Consider the following 17,041-nt stretch of genomic DNA (forward strand, 5'->3'; position numbering starts at 1 on the left):
GGGATCAATCCCGCCCCGGACGCGCTTTCGGCTGGCGCGCCGGTTTGACGGGGATGCGCATCATCCCCGCGAGGAACAGCGCGAAAACCATCTGCCACGGCAGATGGACACAAAGGAACCATAGCACCAGCTGGCCGGCATCATCCTGCGGCACCATCGGGTCGGTCCATTCCAGCCCCCACGCCATGCCCCAGGAGCCCACCGCGGCGAGCACGATCGTGCCCCAGAATGCGAACCAGAAACTGCTGCGCCGATAGGGCGCCAGACGCAGCGGGACCAGCAGGGCCAGCGACAATGCCGCCCCGACCGCTCCGCCGATCGCGCCGCTGATCATATGTCGCTGAAACGCCAGCCCATCGGCGACGAACCGGTAATTTTCCGTCGCATAGAGCCATGCCAGATAATTGGCGGCGGCATGCGCGATCGGAAGCAGGATGAGGAAATAGATTGCCCGGCGGATGCGCCCGCGGCGATGCAGGCTCATCACCACCCAGGGCATGCCGAATACCGGAGTCAGCAGCACGCTGGGGCCCACCACCGGCGCCAGCACATTGGCGGGATCGGCATTGAACCAGATCGCGGCCGCAAGCGACACGGCATAGGCGAGCGCGCCAAGCTCCAGCCAGCGCAGAGAGCGGCCGAAATCGCGGCGGCGCTGGCGGCGGACGGGAGCGTCAGCGGTGAGTGCGGTATGCGATGCGGATGCGGTGGCCGTCACGATCCCTGCTGTGTCTCACGGGATCGGCGCGAAGCAAAGCCGTCTTGCGATCAGACGCGATCCGATCTGACGCAGTTCCGCCCGTGGCTTTTGGCGGCATAGAGCGCGCGGTCGGCGCGCAGGATCGCGTCCTCCAGCGCCGGATCATCGAAATTCGCGACTCCGGCGGAGAAAGTGATTGGCGCGCCGTCGAGCAGGCCGATGGGATTGCATTCCATCTGAAAGGTCAGGCGATCGAGAATCAGCATCGCTTCGGCGACATCGGCATCGGCGAACAGCACGACGAATTCCTCGCCGCCCCAGCGCCCGCACAGATCATGGCGCCGCAACCCGGCCTCCAGCGCCGCAGCGAAGGCAGTCAATACGCGATCGCCTTCGCCATGCCCCATGGCGTCGTTGACGCGCTTGAAATGGTCGAGGTCGATCAGCGCGACCGCCGCGCCCTGATCGAGACGGCGTTGCGCCACCGCCTGCAGGAACCCGCGCCGGTTGCGAAGCCCCGTCAGCGGATCGGTATTGGCCCGATCATCGAGCGAGCGGACGAGCCGGTCGGTCGCCTGCGCCGCGCGATTGACGCTCGCCAGCAACCGCCCGATCACATCGCGCCCGCCGACCGGCAAACGCTCGACTGTCCCGCCGTTTTCCAGCTGACCGAGCGCATCGGAAGCGACGTGCAACGGCACGAGCAGCGCATGGATCGCCGCAAGCGCAAAGCCGGTCCCCGCCAATGTCGCCAACAACACGACGATGGCCGACGCCCAGTCCGCCTGACCGCTCCACAATTCCCATCCGATCAGCGAAAGCAGCGGCAGATGCGTCGCAACGAAACAGATGGTGAAGATCCGCAGCCGATAGCTGCCGGGAAACAAGAACGAACTTGCCTGATAAAAACGCACCAAATTCCTCGTCTGGATAATTACGCGATCCGGGTTGGCAAAGGACACATCCCGCACCGGGTGTTACGAGGATCGATCCAGATCAGGTTAATCTGCGGATAACCCGAGTTTATCCACAGATTTCGATGCCAAAAAAGAAAGGGCGGAAAGCAACGCTCTCCGCCCTTATCTATACTTTATTGCAGGTTATTCAGGCGGCGCCGCCAGCCTTTTCCTTTTTCGCATAGACGCGAACCGGTTCCTTGCGGCCTTCGACGACATCCTTGTCGATGATGACTTCGTCGACGCCATCCATGCCGGGCAAGTCGAACATCGTGTCGAGCAGGATCGCTTCGAGAATCGAGCGCAGCCCGCGCGCGCCGGTCTTGCGTTCGATCGCCTTCTTGGCGATCGCCTGAAGCGCGTCGTCGTTGAAGCCGAGCTGGACCGACTCCATGTCGAACAGCTTCTGATATTGCTTCACCAGCGCGTTGCGCGGCTCGGTCAGGATCTTGACCAGCGCCTCGATATCGAGATCCTCGAGCGTCGCGATCACCGGCAGACGGCCGACAAATTCGGGGATCAGACCGAATTTGAGCAGATCCTCCGGCTCGGTCTGACGCAGCACTTCACCGGTCTTGCGCTCTTCGGGCGCAGCGACATAGGCGCCAAACCCGATCGATTTGCCCTGAAGACGATCGCCGATGATCTTTTCAAGGCCCGAGAAAGCACCGCCGCAGATGAACAGGATGTTGGTCGTATCGACCTGAAGGAATTCCTGCTGCGGATGCTTGCGGCCGCCCTGCGGCGGAACGCTGGCAGTGGTGCCTTCCATCAGCTTGAGCAGCGCCTGCTGCACGCCCTCGCCCGACACGTCGCGCGTGATCGAGGGGTTTTCGGCCTTGCGGCTGATCTTGTCGATTTCGTCGATATAGACGATGCCGCGCTGTGCGCGCTCGACATTGTAATCCGATGCCTGGAGCAGCTTGAGGATGATGTTCTCGACATCCTCGCCCACATAACCGGCTTCGGTCAGCGTCGTCGCATCGGCCATGGTGAACGGCACGTCGAGAATGCGCGCCAGCGTCTGCGCGAGCAGCGTCTTGCCGCAGCCGGTGGGGCCGACGAGCAGGATGTTCGACTTGGCAAGCTCGACCTCGGCGCCCTTGGCACCGTGATTGAGCCGCTTGTAATGGTTATGGACCGCGACCGAGAGGACGCGCTTGGCCTGTTTCTGACCGATGACATAATCATCGAGCACGTCGCAGATTTCCTGCGGCGTCGGCACGCCGCCATCCTTTTTCGAAACCAGTGCGGACTTGGTTTCTTCCCGGATGATGTCGTTGCACAGTTCGACGCATTCGTCGCAGATGAAGACGGTCGGCCCGGCAATCAGCTTGCGCACCTCATGCTGGCTCTTGCCGCAGAAGGAGCAATATAGCGTGCTCTTGGAATCGCCGCCTTGAAGATTTGGCATTCAGTTCACCCTTGGCGCCCATCGGGGCGCAACAATCCACCCGCCATCCTACACGCGGGCACGCATCCGGCAATCCAAAATCGGGCGGACAGAGGCTCTGCCCGTCCCGATATCCGCGCATGCCGACCGTACGCGGATTGAAAACCAATAGGCCAGCAACCGTTAAGCAGCGCCTGACGGATCTTCGGAAACGGCGGGACGCTTTTCAAAAACATCGTCGACCAATCCGAAGGTCTTGGCTTCATCGGCCGAAAGGAACGTGTCGCGATCCATCGCCTTTTCGATCTTTTCGAGCGGCTGGCCGGTATATTTTACATATAGGTCATTCATGCGCGCACGGATGCGCAGAATTTCCTTCGCCTGGATCTCGATATCGCTGGCCATGCCCTGCGCACCCCCCGAAGGCTGGTGGATCATGATCCGTGCATTGGTCAGCGCAACGCGCATGCCCGGCTCCCCTGCGGCAAGCAGGAAGCTGCCCATCGAAGCGGCCTGACCCATGCACACCGTGCCGACGCGCGGGCGAATATACTGCATGGTATCGTGGATCGCCATGCCGGCGGTCACCACGCCACCGGGCGAATTGATGTACATCCAGATGTCCTTTTTCGGATTTTCCGATTCGAGGAACAACAGCTGGGCAGTGATCAGCGACGCCATATTGTCTTCGACCGGCCCGGTCACGAACACAATGCGTTCGCGCAGCAAGCGCGAAAAGATGTCGAAGCTGCGTTCGCCGCGGCTCGACTGTTCGATGACGATGGGGACCAGCGCTCCGGTCTCGGGGTCGAAGGTCATTTGGCCGGAAAGGGGATGCATGTAGGGAAATCTCTTATTTCTGTTTTGCCCGCCCTTACATCGGCGCTCGGATCGCGGGGCGCAAGGGGGGATTAGCCCGGTTAGGGATGCTTTGGCACGAATGACGAAAATGGCGGTTTTGCGTACAAAGTTCGCACCGGGTCGCACCACGACGCGCGTACGCCCGCGCGCGCCCGCACGAGGCCGACCAGGATAATCGCAGCATCGCCATCCCCCGGGCGATGGCACAAATTGCGCCTGTAGGACAGGCCCGTCACCGGGACGGTCGGTTTGCTAGCGTTGTTCGTCCCGAACCGCGAGCGGGCCCGGCACGGCGAGATAGGCGAGCCGGCGCACTTCACGCCGGCCGCGCACCACCGTGTCGAGGATCAGGCCGCAAAAGCCGCTGAGAAAGGCGAGCAGCATCAGCCCCGTGCTGAGCACAGCGGTGGGCAGGCGCGGAACCAGCCCGGTTTGCCAATATGTGAGCGCCAGCGGGATGGCGAGAAGGATCGAAAGCGCCGCCAGCGCCGCCGCGATCCAGCCGAAGAACAGAATCGGCCGCTCGACGCGATACAGCGTCGCGATGGTGCGCGCGATGCGCAGACCGTCGCGATAGGTGGACAGTTTCGAATGCGATCCTTCGAGTCGCGCGAAATAACGGGTTTCGACTTCGCCCACCGGCATGCGCAGTTCGAGCGCATGGACGCTGATTTCGGTCTCTGTCTCAAACCCGCGGCTGAGCGCGGGAAAACTTTTCACGAACCGCCGCGAAAACACCCGATAGCCCGAGAAAATATCAGTGAAGCTCCGCCCGAACAGCCCGGCCAGCACGCCGGTCATCATCCGGTTGCCCAGCACATGGCCGCGCCGATAGGCCTGCGCCACTTCATGGACCCGCGCGCCGACGACCATGTCGAGCCCCTCGGTCAGCAATCGTTCGACCATCGCCGGCGCCGCCGACGCGTCATAGGTCGCGTCGCCATCGGCCATCACGTAAATATCGGCATCCACATCGGCGAACATCCGGCGGACGACATGGCCCTTGCCCTGCATGCGTTCGGTCCGGACGGTTGCGCCCGCCTCTGCCGCCACGCGCATCGTGCCGTCGCTGCTGTTATTGTCGTAGACATAGATCGCCGCGCCGGGCAGCGCGGCGCGGAATTCGCCCACTGTCTTCGCGATCGCGGCTTCTTCGTTGTAGCAGGGCAGGATTACGGCAATGCGTGGGCTCATCGCCCAGCCATAGGGTGAGACGGCGGCGGTTTCGATATTTTTCTGCTGTGCCACTGCGGGAGACGGCACCAGTCGCATTGCGCGCGCCAGTTCCCATCTGCGGCGCCGCTGCGCAAGCATGCGGCTATTGCAGTGCCGTGATTTCCCGCCGCTGACACAGGAATTCGCCTGCATGTGTCATTTGCATCGCGCGACTGCATCGCGCGACGGTGCAGACATGGGCCCCTGCCTGCGCAGGGGCGACGGAGATCCTCGTCGCCCCGTGCCCCGAGAAAAAGAAAAAGGCGGGGGGACGCCGCAGCCTCCCCCCGCCCTGATTTGCGTTCACGAACCCGTGAAATCAGCTGTCGGCGTCCGCCTTTTTGGCCGGGGCCTTCTTGGCGGCCGGCTTCTTGGCTGCGGGCTTCTTGGCCGCAGGCTTTTCGTCGCCTTCCGCAGCGTCAGCCTTCTTGGCGGGCGCCTTTTTGGCAGCCGGCTTCTTGGCCGGGGCTTCTTCCTTGGTTTCGGCAGGCTCAGCCTTTTTGGCGGCGGCCTTCTTTGCCGCAGGCTTCTTGGCCGGCTTGTCGTCATGGTCATGGTCGCAGTCCGGACCATGGACGTGCGGGACCGCGCCCTCTTCGCTTTCGATCGCGGCTTCGAGTTCCTCACGGGCGACTTCGCGCTCGGTGATCTCTGCCTTTTCGAACAGGAAGTCGACGACCTTGTCCTCGAACAGCGGCGCGCGCAGCTGCGCGGCGGCCATCGGTTCCTGCTGGACATACTGGAAGAACCGTTCGCGATCTTCCGGACGATATTGCTGTGCCGCCTGCATGATCAGCCGGTTCATTTCCTGCTGGCTCACTTCGACGCCATTGGCATTGCCGATTTCGGAAAGCAGCAGGCCCAGACGGACGCGGCGTTCGGCAATGGCACGATAATCGTCGCGCTCGCCTTCGAGATCGGCCTTGGCCTTCTCGGTGTCTTCCTCATGCTCGGCTTCGTGCTGAAGCTGGTGCCAGATCTGGTCGAATTCGGCATCGACCATCGACGGCGGCACTTCGAAATCATGGCCCGCGGCGAGCTGATCGAGTAGCTTGCGCTTCATATAGGTGCGGGTCAGGCCGTTATGTTCCTGCTCCATCTGGCCCTTGACCAGCCCCTTGAGCTGCTCGAGGCTTTCCAGGCCCATATTCTTGGCGAAATCATCGTCGATCTTGCTTTCGCCCGCGACCTTGATCGTCTTGATGACGAGATCGAACGTCGCCGGCTTTCCGGCCAGATCCGCGACGCCATATTCCTCGGGGAACGTGACTTCGATCGTCTTTTCGTCGCCCGCCTTCACGCCGACCAGCTGGTCTTCGAAGCCGGGGATCAGACGGCCCGAGCCGATTTCGATCGACATGTCCTCGCCGGTGCCGCCGTCAAAGGCGACGCCATTGACCTTGCCCGCGAAATCCATGACGACCATGTCGCCTTCCTTCGCCTTGCGGGTCTTGGGCGCGTCTTCCCAGCTCTTCTGCTGGCTGGCGATCTGCGCGAGCTGTTCGTCGACCTTTTCGTCGGCGACCGGCACGACCAGCCGTTCGAGCTTCAGCCCTTCGATCGAAGGCGCGGGAACATCGGGGAGCACTTCGAGCTCGACCTTCACTTCGGCTTCCTTGCCGGGCTCATAGCCTTCGGCGAGGTTGACCGACGGCGCCATCGCCGGGCGCAGCTTGTGCTCGGCGATCAGCGACTGAACGCCTTCCTGGATCGTGGTGTTGAGCGCATCGGCGGCCAGCGCCTCGCCATGCATCTTGCGAATCAGATTCGCAGGCACCTTGCCGGGGCGGAAACCGGGCATGCGGATCTGCGGTGCAAGGCGCTTCACCTCGGCATCGACGCGCGCGTCGACATCCTTCGGGGTGATGGTCATCGTGTAGGCGCGCTTCAGGCCCTCGTTCAACGTCTCGACAGTCTGCATTTCCACGCTTTCGTGCTTGAATCCGGAAAAAGGCGCCGTCCGCGCCCACATGAAGTGGCGAATCTGGTGCGGGCGAAGGGACTCGAACCCCCACATCTTGCGATACTGGAACCTAAATCCAGCGCGTCTACCAGTTCCGCCACGCCCGCAGGGGACACCGCCGATCGGCGGCGTCTATAGCAGTCATGCGCGCCGTAGCAAGTTCGGCAAGCAACTCGAATGCGGGACAGTTCGTTGTTCAGGCCAAACAGGAGTTGAAAACATGCCCGTAGAGCCCCCTATTCCGCCCGAAACGCCGCCCCGGCCTGAGCCCGCCGAACCGACTCAGCCGCCGCCCGAAACCCCGCCCCAGCCGGCTCAGCCGGGCCAGCCCACCGAGCCGGGGCCGGAAATCACGCCGATCGGCCCCGATATCGATGTTCCCGATCCGGGTCAGCCGGACCCGGGTATCGCCCCGGGCCAGCCGATCGCCTGAACGCGACTTAGGTCGTGAACCCATAAACGGCACCGCCGAGGCGTCGTTTATGGGTTCACGACCTAGTCTTCCTTGCACACCGTGCCGCCGCCATAGCCTTCATACGTCGTGCAGCGGACCACGCCGCTGCGCGGCGGCGGTCGATATCCGCCCGACCGGGAAGAGCCGCTGCCGACATAGGAACCCGCGCTTTGCGCGGCGCGCTGGCGTTCGGACTCGGCGCGGCGGCGCTCGCGTTCGTCGAGCCGCTGGCGCCGCGCCAGTTCGGTACGGGCGAGCTGGCCGGCCTGTTCGCCGCCATAATAATGTTCGATCGTGTAAAGGTCGTTCTGGTTGACGTAGTTCATCCGCCCCAGTTCGGCGACGCGCCGGATGGCGTAGCGAGTCGAGGCCTGGTTGCGCGCCTCGTTGACGGCATAGGCGACCGAACCGCCCCAATTATTGAAGCTGAACCCCTGGTCGACGATGAACATGTGATAGGCATCGTTCGGACCATATTGCCGCACGCGCGCGGCAAGCGTCCGCAGGTTCGGCAGCGAGGCACAGAAATCCTGCGCACCATGGCCGCAGGCTTTTTCCGAGAACCACAGCGCTTCGGCCGAACGTTGCGCAAAGACGGTGGTCGACATGTCGCCGATCAGATTGCTGCCGATCGCGCAGGATGTCGGTTCGCCCATCTCGCAGCTTTTCCGGGCATAGATGACGCCCTGATCGGGATTGCGGAACGGCGATTCGGGATCGGCATAGAGCCGCAGCATGGCATAGCATGCCTCCAGATCGTTCCCACGGCATCCCGGTTCGCCATAGCGGCGCACCTTGCGGTAATCGCTGAACTGGCGATTGGGCACTTCGCCGGAATAGCCCGCCGCGACCAGCGCCGCATCGCCACAGGCATCGGCGTCACCAGCCGCGCATGCCTGATCGTAAATGGCATAGAAGCGGGCACCATCGCGAATGCCATATTGCGCCTGCAGCAACAGCGGCCAAATTTCGCGACACGCATCGCCGATGCCGCGCCGGCAGGCCGGTTCGAGATAATCGGCCGCCGCGCGATATTCGCGCCGCGCCTTCATCGCATTTGCCTTTGCAACGCACGGCCCCATCGCGCGCGCCGAACATTCGGTAGCGGCGGATGTCTGAGCCTGCGCGACAGCGCCGGGGAGGAACAGGGCGGCCGCGGATATCGCAATCGCGACAATCGGCCGGGCGAGCGCATGAACCGGACTATTCATGCCGCAAAACTGACTCGCCCGCGCGGTTCAGGCAACGCGGTAACGATATTTGTAATGATTGGCGAAGACCCGACAGAGCCCCGGGGGACGGCGCGTCCGGAGGTCCGGCGTAACGCCGTGACAGCATGAAAGCCGATGACTATGGGACGGCGAACGCCATTCGGGGCCACAGCTTGTCCACCCTCCTCGTCACGCTTCCGATCTTTGCGATCATTGCCGCCGGCTTTGCATTCGGCCGACTTCGCATTGTTGGCGAAGACGGCGTCGCGCTGCTCAACCAATATGTCGTGTGGCTGGCGTTGCCCGCGCTGATGTTCGATTTCATGGCCGAAGCGGACTGGGCGTTGCTGGGGCAGGCACGCTTCATCGCCGTCTTCGCCGTGGGGATGGCCGTCACATTCGGCCTGTCGATGTTCGCTTCCCGACACAGCCCGCTGGGCGAACGCGCGATTCAGGGATTGGCTGCAGGCTATTCGAATACGGCCTATCTGGGCATCCCGCTGCTGGGCGGCCTGCTCGGCACGCTGGGTGTCGCTGCGGCGATGCTGGCATCAATGCTGACGGTTTTCCTGCTGTTCGCGATTTCGGTCGCGCTGGTGGAGTTCGACATCCATCGCGGTGCGGGAATCGGCAAGACGCTGGGTCGCGTGGGAATCGGCGTTATCCGCAATCCATTGGTGTTCGCGCCGGTCGCGGGGTTGATATGGAACGCGCTGGGGCTCGGCATGCCTGCTCCCGCCAAGACGTTCCTGACGATGCTGGGCGCATCGACTACGCCGGTGGCGCTGGTGACGATCGGCGTGTTCCTGGCGATCCCGCGGCCAAAGGCGCCGGCGATGCCGGTAGCCGTGACGACGGTCCTCAAGCTGTTGGTGCAACCTGCCGTCACGGCGGCGATGCTGCTGATCCTGCCGCTGTCGCGCGAATGGGCCGCCGCTGCGCTGCTGCTCGCCGCCATGCCGACCGGCACCGGGCCGTTCATGGCCGCCCAGCTTTACGAGCGCGACGTGGCACTGACCGCGCGGGTGATCCTGATCTCGACGCTGATATCGGTGGCGACGCTCAGCGTGCTGGCGATGCTGCTGCTGGGGTAGAGGCCCCCCGACGGCTCTCTGTCACAGAATTGCAGAAGCATTTCGGTCAACAAGGTTCGTGCCAGAAGACCCCGTCGGCAATCTCCGAATAGCAGCCACGCGGCATTGGCAACACGTTGCTGTCGCGAGGTATGTGGTACCCCCAGCCCCCGTCCATCCAGCTTTTCGTCACGATGTCGACGCCCCACCACTCGACCGTCACCGAAACCGGATTCAGGCTGGCAATCTCGTGAGGCCACTGATCGGGTGGCAGTTGGTGCCCCGGCTGTTCGGGCGTAACGACGATGCGCGCCATTAGAGATCGGGATTCGGTTCCGATTGCTTCTCGTTTGGCGGCGCTCCAGGTTGGGAATGCGCAGGATGCGATCAGGAAGAGTGCAAGGATAGCCAGCAGCTTGGAATAAGCTGCCGACGCCCCCTTACCCTTCATTGAAACTTTCATTGCCAAAACAGGCGCTAACCCATGTGGGTCACTCCACTCGCTCTGCCTTCAAAATCGTGACCGGTTCCTCGGGCACCTGACCCTGAAACACGCCCTGTATCGTCGCGGTGTCGGAAACCGGCGCGTCGAAGATCGACAGCAGCACGTCCATCCCCTCGACCACGCGGCCGAATGCGGCGTTGCCCAGCTTGTCGCCATCGCCCTCGGCATCGGGATGTGCGTCGAACGAACCGCTCTGATCGCCGAGGACGATCACGAATTCGCCCTGCCCGGTTCCCGGCTCGGCGCGGGCGACGGTGATGGTGCCGTCGCTGTGCGTCAGGCCGGTCTGCGTCGTCGGTTCGTGCGCGATCGGCGGATAGACGCGATTGCGCGCATTCTGGACGCCGAACTGGACGAAGCCCCAATGGGTATCGACCTTCACCACGCGATAGAATTTCACGCCGTCGAGCCGGTGATGATCGACATAGCGCAGGAAATTGGCGGCGGTGACCGGCGCGCGATCGGTTTCGACCTCCAGCACGATGCGGCCCGCGCTGGTATCGAGCGCCACACGCTCGGTCGCGGGCGGCGGCAGCTGCTGGACCACTTCCTGGGCATGCGCCGGAATCGCCGCCAGCATCAGCATCGCTCCGATCGCCGCAATCCACCGCATTTTGGTCTCCCCTATCCGAACATTCCGATCAGTTCCTGCCCGCAGAGTGCCACGAAGAGCAAGGCCGCAGCGCCCAGCACGATATTGGACAGCCATCCGCTGCGCCCCTCCGCAGGCATATCGCCCCGGTTGAGCAACAGCAGCAGCGTCACCGCGAGGAAGGGCATGAAAAACGCCCCGAACGCGCCATAGAGAATGACGAGGAAGAACGGCTTGCCAAGGAACAGCAACAGCATCGGCGGAAAGGTGAGCCAGAGCAGATAGGCGGGATAGGGCAGGCTGCGTTCGGGATCGGGCTCTTCGCGTCCGCCGACATGCGCGACGAAATCGGCGAACATCAGGCTGACCCCCTGCCACACGCCGAGCAACGAGGAAAAGGCGCTGGCGGCAAATCCGATCAGGAACGCGATCGCGATCGGCCGCCCGAATCGCTGGGCGAGGATATCGCTGAGGTCGACCAGCCCCCGCCCGCCCGAAGCCAGCGCCACCTGTGCGCCATGGAGAAGTTCGGCACCGACGATCAGCATCGCGACGACGAATATGCCGGTGATGGCATAGGCAACGCCATTGTCGAGCCGCATGACGCCCAGCCATGCCGGGCCGCGCCACCCCTTGGCATGCGTCCAATAGCCATAGGTGGCGATCGTGATCGTCCCGCCGACGCCGCCGATCAGGCCGAGCGTGTAGAAGAGCGAATGTTCGGGCACGTTCGGCACCAGACCAGCGATGAGTTCGCCCAGATGCGGGACGACGAGAATCGCCAGCCCGACCATCACCACGAACATCACCGCGACCAGCGCCTTCATCACATTTTCGAACGCCTGATAGTGATTGAACCAGACGAAGACGAAGCCGACCAGCCCGGCGATGACCGCCCAGGCCCATAACGGCAGAAACGGCATCAGCGCGGCGAGCGGCAGCGCAGTCGCGCTCATCGCCGTCGCGCCATAGATGAAGCCCCAGACGATGATATAGGCGCCGAAATACCAGCCCGCCCAGCGCCCGAGCGACTGCCACCCCTGAAAGATGGTGCGCCCGCTGACCAGATGATAGCGCCCCACCCCTTCGGCGAGCGCGATCTTGACGATGCAACCGATGATCGCGGCCCAGAGCAGCGCATAGCCAAAGCGCGTGCCCGCGATCAGCGTCGCGACCAGATCGCCCGCACCCACGCCGGTGGCGGCGGCGACGAGCCCCGGCCCGATCAGTTTCCAGCGGCTTCCGGTCGGCGCGGTATTTTCCGTTTCCATTCGCAACCTTTTTGCTGGCACCGGAGGAAATCCGCTGGCAAGGAAGCTGCCATGACGGACGATACTCCTGCCCCATCCCTGCCTGAGCTGATCGCTTCTCTGCCCGATATCGAAACGCCGCGCATCCTTATTCCCGACGGCTGGAAACAGGGGCGCACTGCCTATGGCGGGCTGACCACGGCGTTGGCATTGGCGATGGTCAAGCGGCGCTGGCCCGATCTGCCGCCGCTGCGATCGGCGCAGGTCGCGTTCATAGGCCCGGTTTCGGGCGAGGCGGAGATCCGCACCGAATTGCTGCGGCGCGGACGCACCGCCGCCTATATCCAGGCCGATGTCGTGGCCGATGGCGGGCTGGGCGTGCGGATCGTGTTCATTTTCATGCATGCGCGCGAATCGCATGTGGAAATGCCGCCGCGCGGTATCGATGCGGCGCAGCTGCCGCCGCGCAAACCGGCCACGACGCCGCCCGCCATGGCACCGAGATTCGTCGGCAATTTCGATATCCGGTCGACCGGCGAAGAGGATTCGGCGGTCGCGCATCTTTCGCGCTGGGTGCGGCTGCACGACCGCAGCGGCCTCGACCCGATGGTCGAGCTGGCAGTGATCGGCGACGTATTGCCGCCCGCCGCGATGCGCCTGTTCCGCGAATTCGGGCCGCTCAGTTCGATGAACTGGCAGATCAACCTGCTGGTCGAACAGCCCGAGACCGAAGACGGATGGTGGCTGTTGCGCACCACCAGCGACCATGTCCAGTCGGGATCGAGCGGGCAGCAGATGAGCATCCACAACAGCCGCGGCGACGCAATCGCCACGGCAACGCAATTTGTCGCGCTGTTCGTTTAGGCCGTCAGACGTCGGGGAAGCTGTCGCCGGCAACGCCCGGCGTTCCCTGCGGAGCCTGAACCTGTGGCGTGGGCGGGGTGGCCGATTGACGCGGCGGCGGATCGACCGATGGCGGCTGATCCTCCGACACTTCGCCGACCTGGCGATATTTGCCGATTTCGCTGATCTGTTGCGCGGTCATCCCGGCATAAGCCGCGCGCGCGGCATCGGAGATCGACACCACCACATCGGGGATTTCGGCGGTGCGCACATCATCCTTGCCGCGAATGACATAGGCCGAATTGAAGAAGGGACGCACCTTCACATAGTCGACCATATAGGCCGCGTCATTGGTGACAGGTTTCGGTCCATCGGCCGACATTGCTTCGCCTCCGCATCGCAATCAATCTGGCCCTGGAATGTGCAGGATAGCGCAGCGCGCGGCATCGCGAACCCGCGTATTTAAACGCAGATCCGCGATCAGATTCCGCTAACCATGACGTCGGGTCAGCCGAGCGCTTTCTTCAGCAGTTCGTTGACGACCTGCGGATTGGCCTTGCCCTGCATCGCCTTCATCGTCTGACCGACGAAAAAGCCGAACAGCTTGTCCTTGCCGCCGCGATATTCGACGACCTTGTCCTCGTTTGCGGCCATGATGTCGGCGATCACCTTTTCGATGGCGCCGGTATCGCTGGTCTGTTTGAGGCCCTTTTCCTCGACGATCTTGCCGGGCGTGTCGCCGGTTTCGAGCATGATCTCGAACACCTGCTTGCCGATCGTGTTGGAAATCGTGCCGTCGGCGATCAGCGCGAGCAGTTCGGCGCCTTCTTCGGGCGAGACCGGGCTGGTGTCGATGCTCTTGCCAAGCCGGTTGAGCGCGCCGAACAGATCGGAAATCAGCCAGTTGGCGGCAGCACGGGCAACCTCGGGCTCACCCTTTTTCTGCACGCGCGCGCTTTCGGCGAGCAGTGCCTCGAACCAGCGAGCCGTATCCGCGTCCGCGGTCAGAACGGCGGCGTTATAGGCGGTAAGGCCCAGATCGCCTTCATAGCGGCGACGCTTGGCATCGGGCAGTTCGGGAAGGCTCGCCTTGCATTCGTCGAGAAACGCATCGTCGAGTTCGAGCGGCAGCAGATCGGGATCGGGGAAATAGCGATAGTCATGCGCGTCTTCCTTTGACCGCATCGACCGGGTTTCGCCCTTGTCCGGATCGAACAGGCGGGTTTCCTGAACGATCCGGCCGCCGCTTTCGATCACTTCGACCTGACGCTGGGCTTCGCTCTCGATCGCCTGCATGACGAAACGGACCGAGTTGACGTTCTTCGTTTCGGTACGCGTGCCGAGTTCGCCGCCGGGCTTGCGCACGCTGACATTGACGTCGGCGCGCATCGAGCCCTGATCCATATTGCCGTCGCACGAGCCGACATAGCGCAGGATCGAGCGCAGCTTGGAAAGATAGGCACCGGCTTCCTGCGGCGAACGCATGTCGGGGCGGCTGACGATTTCCATCAGCGCGACGCCCGAGCGATTGAGGTCGACATAGGAACGCGTCGGATGCTGATCGTGCATCAGCTTGCCGGCATCCTGTTCGACGTGAATCCGCTCGATCCCGATCGTCTTGGTCGGCGATTCGGGGTCTTTCTCGTCCAGCTGGACGTCGATCGCGCCCTCGCCGACCAGCGGGTGGTAGAGCTGGCTGATCTGATAGCCCTGCGGCAGATCGGCGTAGAAATAATTCTTGCGGTCGAAGCGCGACCATTTGTTGATCACTGCGCCCAGCGCCATGCCGGTGCGCACCGCCTGACGGATGCACTCGCGATTGGGCACGGGCAGCATGCCGGGCATCGCCGCGTCGACCAGGCTGACCTGGGTGTTCGGCTCCGCCCCGAACGCCGTCGGCGCGCCCGAAAACAGCTTTGCCTGCGTCGTCACCTGCGCATGGACTTCAAGGCCGATCACGACCTCCCATTCGCCAGTGTCGCCATGGATGCGGTAGGTTGATTCCGTCATATTCTCACCGTTCGTCCCGAGCGAAGTCGAGGGACATAGCGTTCCTAAAGCGTGTCGCGACTGCGCGCGACACGAACGGAACCAAATAAATCACCACCAGGCCTCCGGCCGCGCGGTAAACCCGGCGCGTTGCTCGATCGCCAGACCGGCGTTGAGCACGCCCTGCTCGTCGAGCGGCTTGCCGATGATCTGAAGGCCAAGCGGCAGGCCGTTCTTGTCGAGACCGCCGGGCACGCTCATCGCGGGCAGGCCGGCAAGCGAACTGGGCACGGTGAAGACGTCGTTGAGATACATCGCCAGCGGATCGGCCGATTTTTCGCCCAGCGCGAACGCGGCGCTCGGCGCGGTCGGAGTCAGCAGATAATCGCACGCCATCCACGCACTTTCGAAATCGCGCGCGATCAGCGTGCGGACCTTCTGCGCCTGCGTGTAATAGGCGTCGTAAAAGCCCGCCGACAGCACATAGGTGCCGATCATGATGCGGCGCTTCACTTCGTCGCCAAACCCGGCGGCGCGCGTCGCGGCATACATTTCCTGAAGGTTGGCGCCTTCGGGAAGATCGCGCAGGCCATAGCGGACGCCATCATAGCGGGCGAGGTTCGACGAACATTCGGCCGGTGCGATGATGTAATAGGCAGGCAGCGCATATTTGGTGTGCGGCAGCGAAACCTCGACGATTTCGGCACCCGCATCCTTCATCCAGTCGATGCCCTGCTGCCACAGCGCGTCGATTTCGGCGGGCATATTGTCGACGCGATATTCCTTGGGAATACCGATCTTCTTGCCGCGCATGTCCGAATTGAGGCCCGCTTCCCATTTGGGTACGGGCAGGTCGAGCGACGTCGCATCCTTGGGATCGAAGCCCGCCATGGCTTCGAGCATGATCGCGCAATCCTTGACGTCATGCGCCATCGGTCCGGCCTGATCGAGCGAACTGGCGAACGCCACCACGCCCCAGCGCGAACAGCGGCCATAGGTCGGCTTGATCCCCGAAATGCCGGTAAAGGCCGCGGGCTGGCGGATCGAGCCGCCGGTATCGGTGCCGGTCGCCGCCGGGCAGAGCCGCGCCGCGATCGCCGTCGAGCTGCCGCCCGAGCTGCCACCCGGCGCCAGCGCGGCATTGTCGCCGCCGCCGCGCCGCCAGGGCGAGATCACATTGCCGAAATAGCTGGTTTCGTTCGACGAACCCATGGCGAACTGGTCGAGGTTGAGCTTGCCCAGCATCCCCGCGCCCGCTTCCCACAAATGGCGCGAAACGGTCGATTCATACTGGGGGATGAATCCTTCGAGCATGTGGCTGGCGGCAGTGGTCTGCACGCCCTTGGTACAGAACAGGTCCTTCATGCCGATCGGCACGCCGGCCAGCGGCTTGAGCGTTTCGCCCGCCGCGACCGCGTCATCGGCAGCCTTGGCGGCGGCGATGGCGTGATCGGGGGTTTCGACGATGAAGGCGTTGAGCGCCTTTGCCTTGCTCACCTTGACGATGAAGGCGTCGGCGACTTCGCGCGCCGAAAACGCCTTGGTGCGGATGCCGTCACGGATCGCCGCGACGCCGAGATCGGTTACATCGGTCATGCGCGGCCTCCATTGCGCGAAAATGCTCCGCTTGCGCTGAGCCTGTCGAAGCGCGGTTCTGCCTTGCATATCGGCGCGCAGAAGAAGGACGGAGCTTCGACAAGCTCAGCCCCAACGGTGTAGGTGCGGGACGGGTGCGCGACCATCATTCCACCACCTTCGGCACGGTAAAGAAGCCATGTTCGCCCTGCGGCGCGTTGGCCAGCACCGCGTCGCGCTGATCGCCTTCGGTGACGACATCGTCGCGCAGGCGCAGCGTGTTGGGGATGACGGCGGTCATCGGTTCGACCGACGACGTATCCACCTCACCCAGCTGCTCTACCCAGCCGAGGATATTGTTGAGCTCGGGAGTCAGCCGTTCGGCTTCCTCATCGGTGATCGCGATGCGGGCAAGGCTCGCCACCTTGCGCACAATGTTCTGGTCTACGGACATGGATCGG

Annotated in this window: 17 protein-coding genes and 1 tRNA gene; 3 read left to right on the forward strand and 15 right to left on the reverse strand. The window is 63.3% G+C overall.

The window, feature by feature from the left end:
- Nucleotides 1-4: 4 nt before the first annotated feature.
- The 7 genes from DKB74_RS18815 to DKB74_RS07065 all read right to left on the reverse strand — a co-directional run bounded on the left by DKB74_RS18815 (nucleotide 5) and on the right by DKB74_RS07065 (nucleotide 7,195).
- The gene (locus DKB74_RS18815) at nucleotides 5-718 is read right to left on the reverse strand and encodes a hypothetical protein (RefSeq protein ID WP_109807421.1); all 714 of its coding nucleotides are present in this window, start codon (nucleotides 716-718) and stop codon (nucleotides 5-7) included.
- Between the two features lie 50 nt (nucleotides 719-768).
- Nucleotides 769-1,614: a GGDEF domain-containing protein gene (locus DKB74_RS07040; RefSeq protein WP_109807422.1), complete on the reverse strand. Its 846-nt coding sequence runs from the start codon at nucleotides 1,612-1,614 to the stop codon at nucleotides 769-771.
- A gap of 190 nt (nucleotides 1,615-1,804) precedes the next feature.
- Nucleotides 1,805-3,070, reverse strand: a complete 1,266-nt coding sequence (clpX, locus tag DKB74_RS07045; protein WP_109807423.1) for an ATP-dependent Clp protease ATP-binding subunit ClpX — start codon at nucleotides 3,068-3,070, stop codon at nucleotides 1,805-1,807.
- Between the two features lie 162 nt (nucleotides 3,071-3,232).
- Nucleotides 3,233-3,889, reverse strand: coding sequence for an ATP-dependent Clp endopeptidase proteolytic subunit ClpP (gene clpP / locus DKB74_RS07050; RefSeq protein ID WP_162604166.1), 657 nt, complete (start codon nucleotides 3,887-3,889; stop codon nucleotides 3,233-3,235).
- A gap of 273 nt (nucleotides 3,890-4,162) precedes the next feature.
- Nucleotides 4,163-5,104, reverse strand: coding sequence for a glycosyltransferase family 2 protein (locus tag DKB74_RS07055; protein WP_109807680.1), 942 nt, complete (start codon nucleotides 5,102-5,104; stop codon nucleotides 4,163-4,165).
- A gap of 340 nt (nucleotides 5,105-5,444) precedes the next feature.
- Entirely contained in the window at nucleotides 5,445-7,046 is a 1,602-nt protein-coding gene (tig, locus tag DKB74_RS07060; protein ID WP_109807681.1) for a trigger factor, read from the reverse strand.
- A 64-nt stretch (nucleotides 7,047-7,110) separates the two neighbouring features.
- Nucleotides 7,111-7,195, reverse strand: a tRNA-Leu gene (locus DKB74_RS07065).
- Nucleotides 7,196-7,308: 113 nt separating this feature from the next.
- Here DKB74_RS07065 and DKB74_RS07070 point away from each other — a divergent pair.
- A complete protein-coding gene (locus DKB74_RS07070) occupies nucleotides 7,309-7,521 on the forward strand; it encodes a hypothetical protein (protein ID WP_109807425.1) in 213 nt (70 codons plus the stop codon).
- Nucleotides 7,522-7,583: 62 nt separating this feature from the next.
- Here the strand turns inward: DKB74_RS07070 and DKB74_RS07075 are convergent, their stop codons facing one another.
- The gene (locus tag DKB74_RS07075; protein ID WP_109807426.1) at nucleotides 7,584-8,753 is read right to left on the reverse strand and encodes a sel1 repeat family protein; all 1,170 of its coding nucleotides are present in this window, start codon (nucleotides 8,751-8,753) and stop codon (nucleotides 7,584-7,586) included.
- A gap of 173 nt (nucleotides 8,754-8,926) precedes the next feature.
- On the opposite strand from DKB74_RS07075, the gene DKB74_RS07080 reads away from it, so the two are divergent.
- Complete coding sequence (locus DKB74_RS07080; RefSeq protein WP_239987416.1) at nucleotides 8,927-9,847, forward strand: AEC family transporter; 921 nt, start codon at nucleotides 8,927-8,929, stop codon at nucleotides 9,845-9,847.
- Nucleotides 9,848-9,893: 46 nt separating this feature from the next.
- On the opposite strand, the gene DKB74_RS07085 is transcribed toward DKB74_RS07080, so the two are convergent.
- Genes DKB74_RS07085 through DKB74_RS07095 form a run of 3 tightly spaced genes read right to left on the reverse strand, consistent with a single transcriptional unit; the run spans nucleotide 9,894 to nucleotide 12,194 of the window.
- On the reverse strand, nucleotides 9,894-10,277 hold the full coding sequence (locus tag DKB74_RS07085; RefSeq protein WP_109807428.1) for a hypothetical protein: 384 nt from the start codon (nucleotides 10,275-10,277) through the stop codon (nucleotides 9,894-9,896).
- 40 nt (nucleotides 10,278-10,317) lie between these two features.
- Nucleotides 10,318-10,944 carry a peptidylprolyl isomerase gene (locus DKB74_RS07090; RefSeq protein ID WP_193504397.1) on the reverse strand — a complete coding sequence of 209 codons (627 nt, stop codon included), beginning with the start codon at nucleotides 10,942-10,944 and terminating at the stop codon, nucleotides 10,318-10,320.
- An 11-nt stretch (nucleotides 10,945-10,955) separates the two neighbouring features.
- Nucleotides 10,956-12,194: an Nramp family divalent metal transporter gene (locus tag DKB74_RS07095; protein ID WP_109807429.1), complete on the reverse strand. Its 1,239-nt coding sequence runs from the start codon at nucleotides 12,192-12,194 to the stop codon at nucleotides 10,956-10,958.
- A 51-nt stretch (nucleotides 12,195-12,245) separates the two neighbouring features.
- Here DKB74_RS07095 and DKB74_RS07100 point away from each other — a divergent pair, with 51 nt between their 5' ends.
- Nucleotides 12,246-13,037: a thioesterase family protein gene (locus DKB74_RS07100; RefSeq protein ID WP_109807430.1), complete on the forward strand. Its 792-nt coding sequence runs from the start codon at nucleotides 12,246-12,248 to the stop codon at nucleotides 13,035-13,037.
- 4 nt (nucleotides 13,038-13,041) lie between these two features.
- On the opposite strand, the gene DKB74_RS07105 is transcribed toward DKB74_RS07100, so the two are convergent.
- The 4 genes from DKB74_RS07105 to gatC form a co-directional block, all read right to left on the reverse strand.
- A complete protein-coding gene (locus tag DKB74_RS07105; RefSeq protein WP_109807431.1) occupies nucleotides 13,042-13,398 on the reverse strand; it encodes a hypothetical protein in 357 nt (118 codons plus the stop codon).
- A gap of 125 nt (nucleotides 13,399-13,523) precedes the next feature.
- Nucleotides 13,524-15,026, reverse strand: a complete 1,503-nt coding sequence (gatB, locus tag DKB74_RS07110; protein ID WP_109807432.1) for an Asp-tRNA(Asn)/Glu-tRNA(Gln) amidotransferase subunit GatB — start codon at nucleotides 15,024-15,026, stop codon at nucleotides 13,524-13,526.
- Between the two features lie 90 nt (nucleotides 15,027-15,116).
- Nucleotides 15,117-16,601 carry an Asp-tRNA(Asn)/Glu-tRNA(Gln) amidotransferase subunit GatA gene (gatA, locus tag DKB74_RS07115; protein WP_109807433.1) on the reverse strand — a complete coding sequence of 495 codons (1,485 nt, stop codon included), beginning with the start codon at nucleotides 16,599-16,601 and terminating at the stop codon, nucleotides 15,117-15,119.
- Nucleotides 16,602-16,746: 145 nt separating this feature from the next.
- The gene (gene gatC / locus DKB74_RS07120; RefSeq protein WP_109807434.1) at nucleotides 16,747-17,034 is read right to left on the reverse strand and encodes an Asp-tRNA(Asn)/Glu-tRNA(Gln) amidotransferase subunit GatC; all 288 of its coding nucleotides are present in this window, start codon (nucleotides 17,032-17,034) and stop codon (nucleotides 16,747-16,749) included.
- Nucleotides 17,035-17,041: the final 7 nt, after the last annotated feature.

It is taken from the genome of Stakelama portus, assembly GCF_003171655.1.
Classification (GTDB): Bacteria; Pseudomonadota; Alphaproteobacteria; order Sphingomonadales; family Sphingomonadaceae; genus Sphingomonas; species Sphingomonas portus.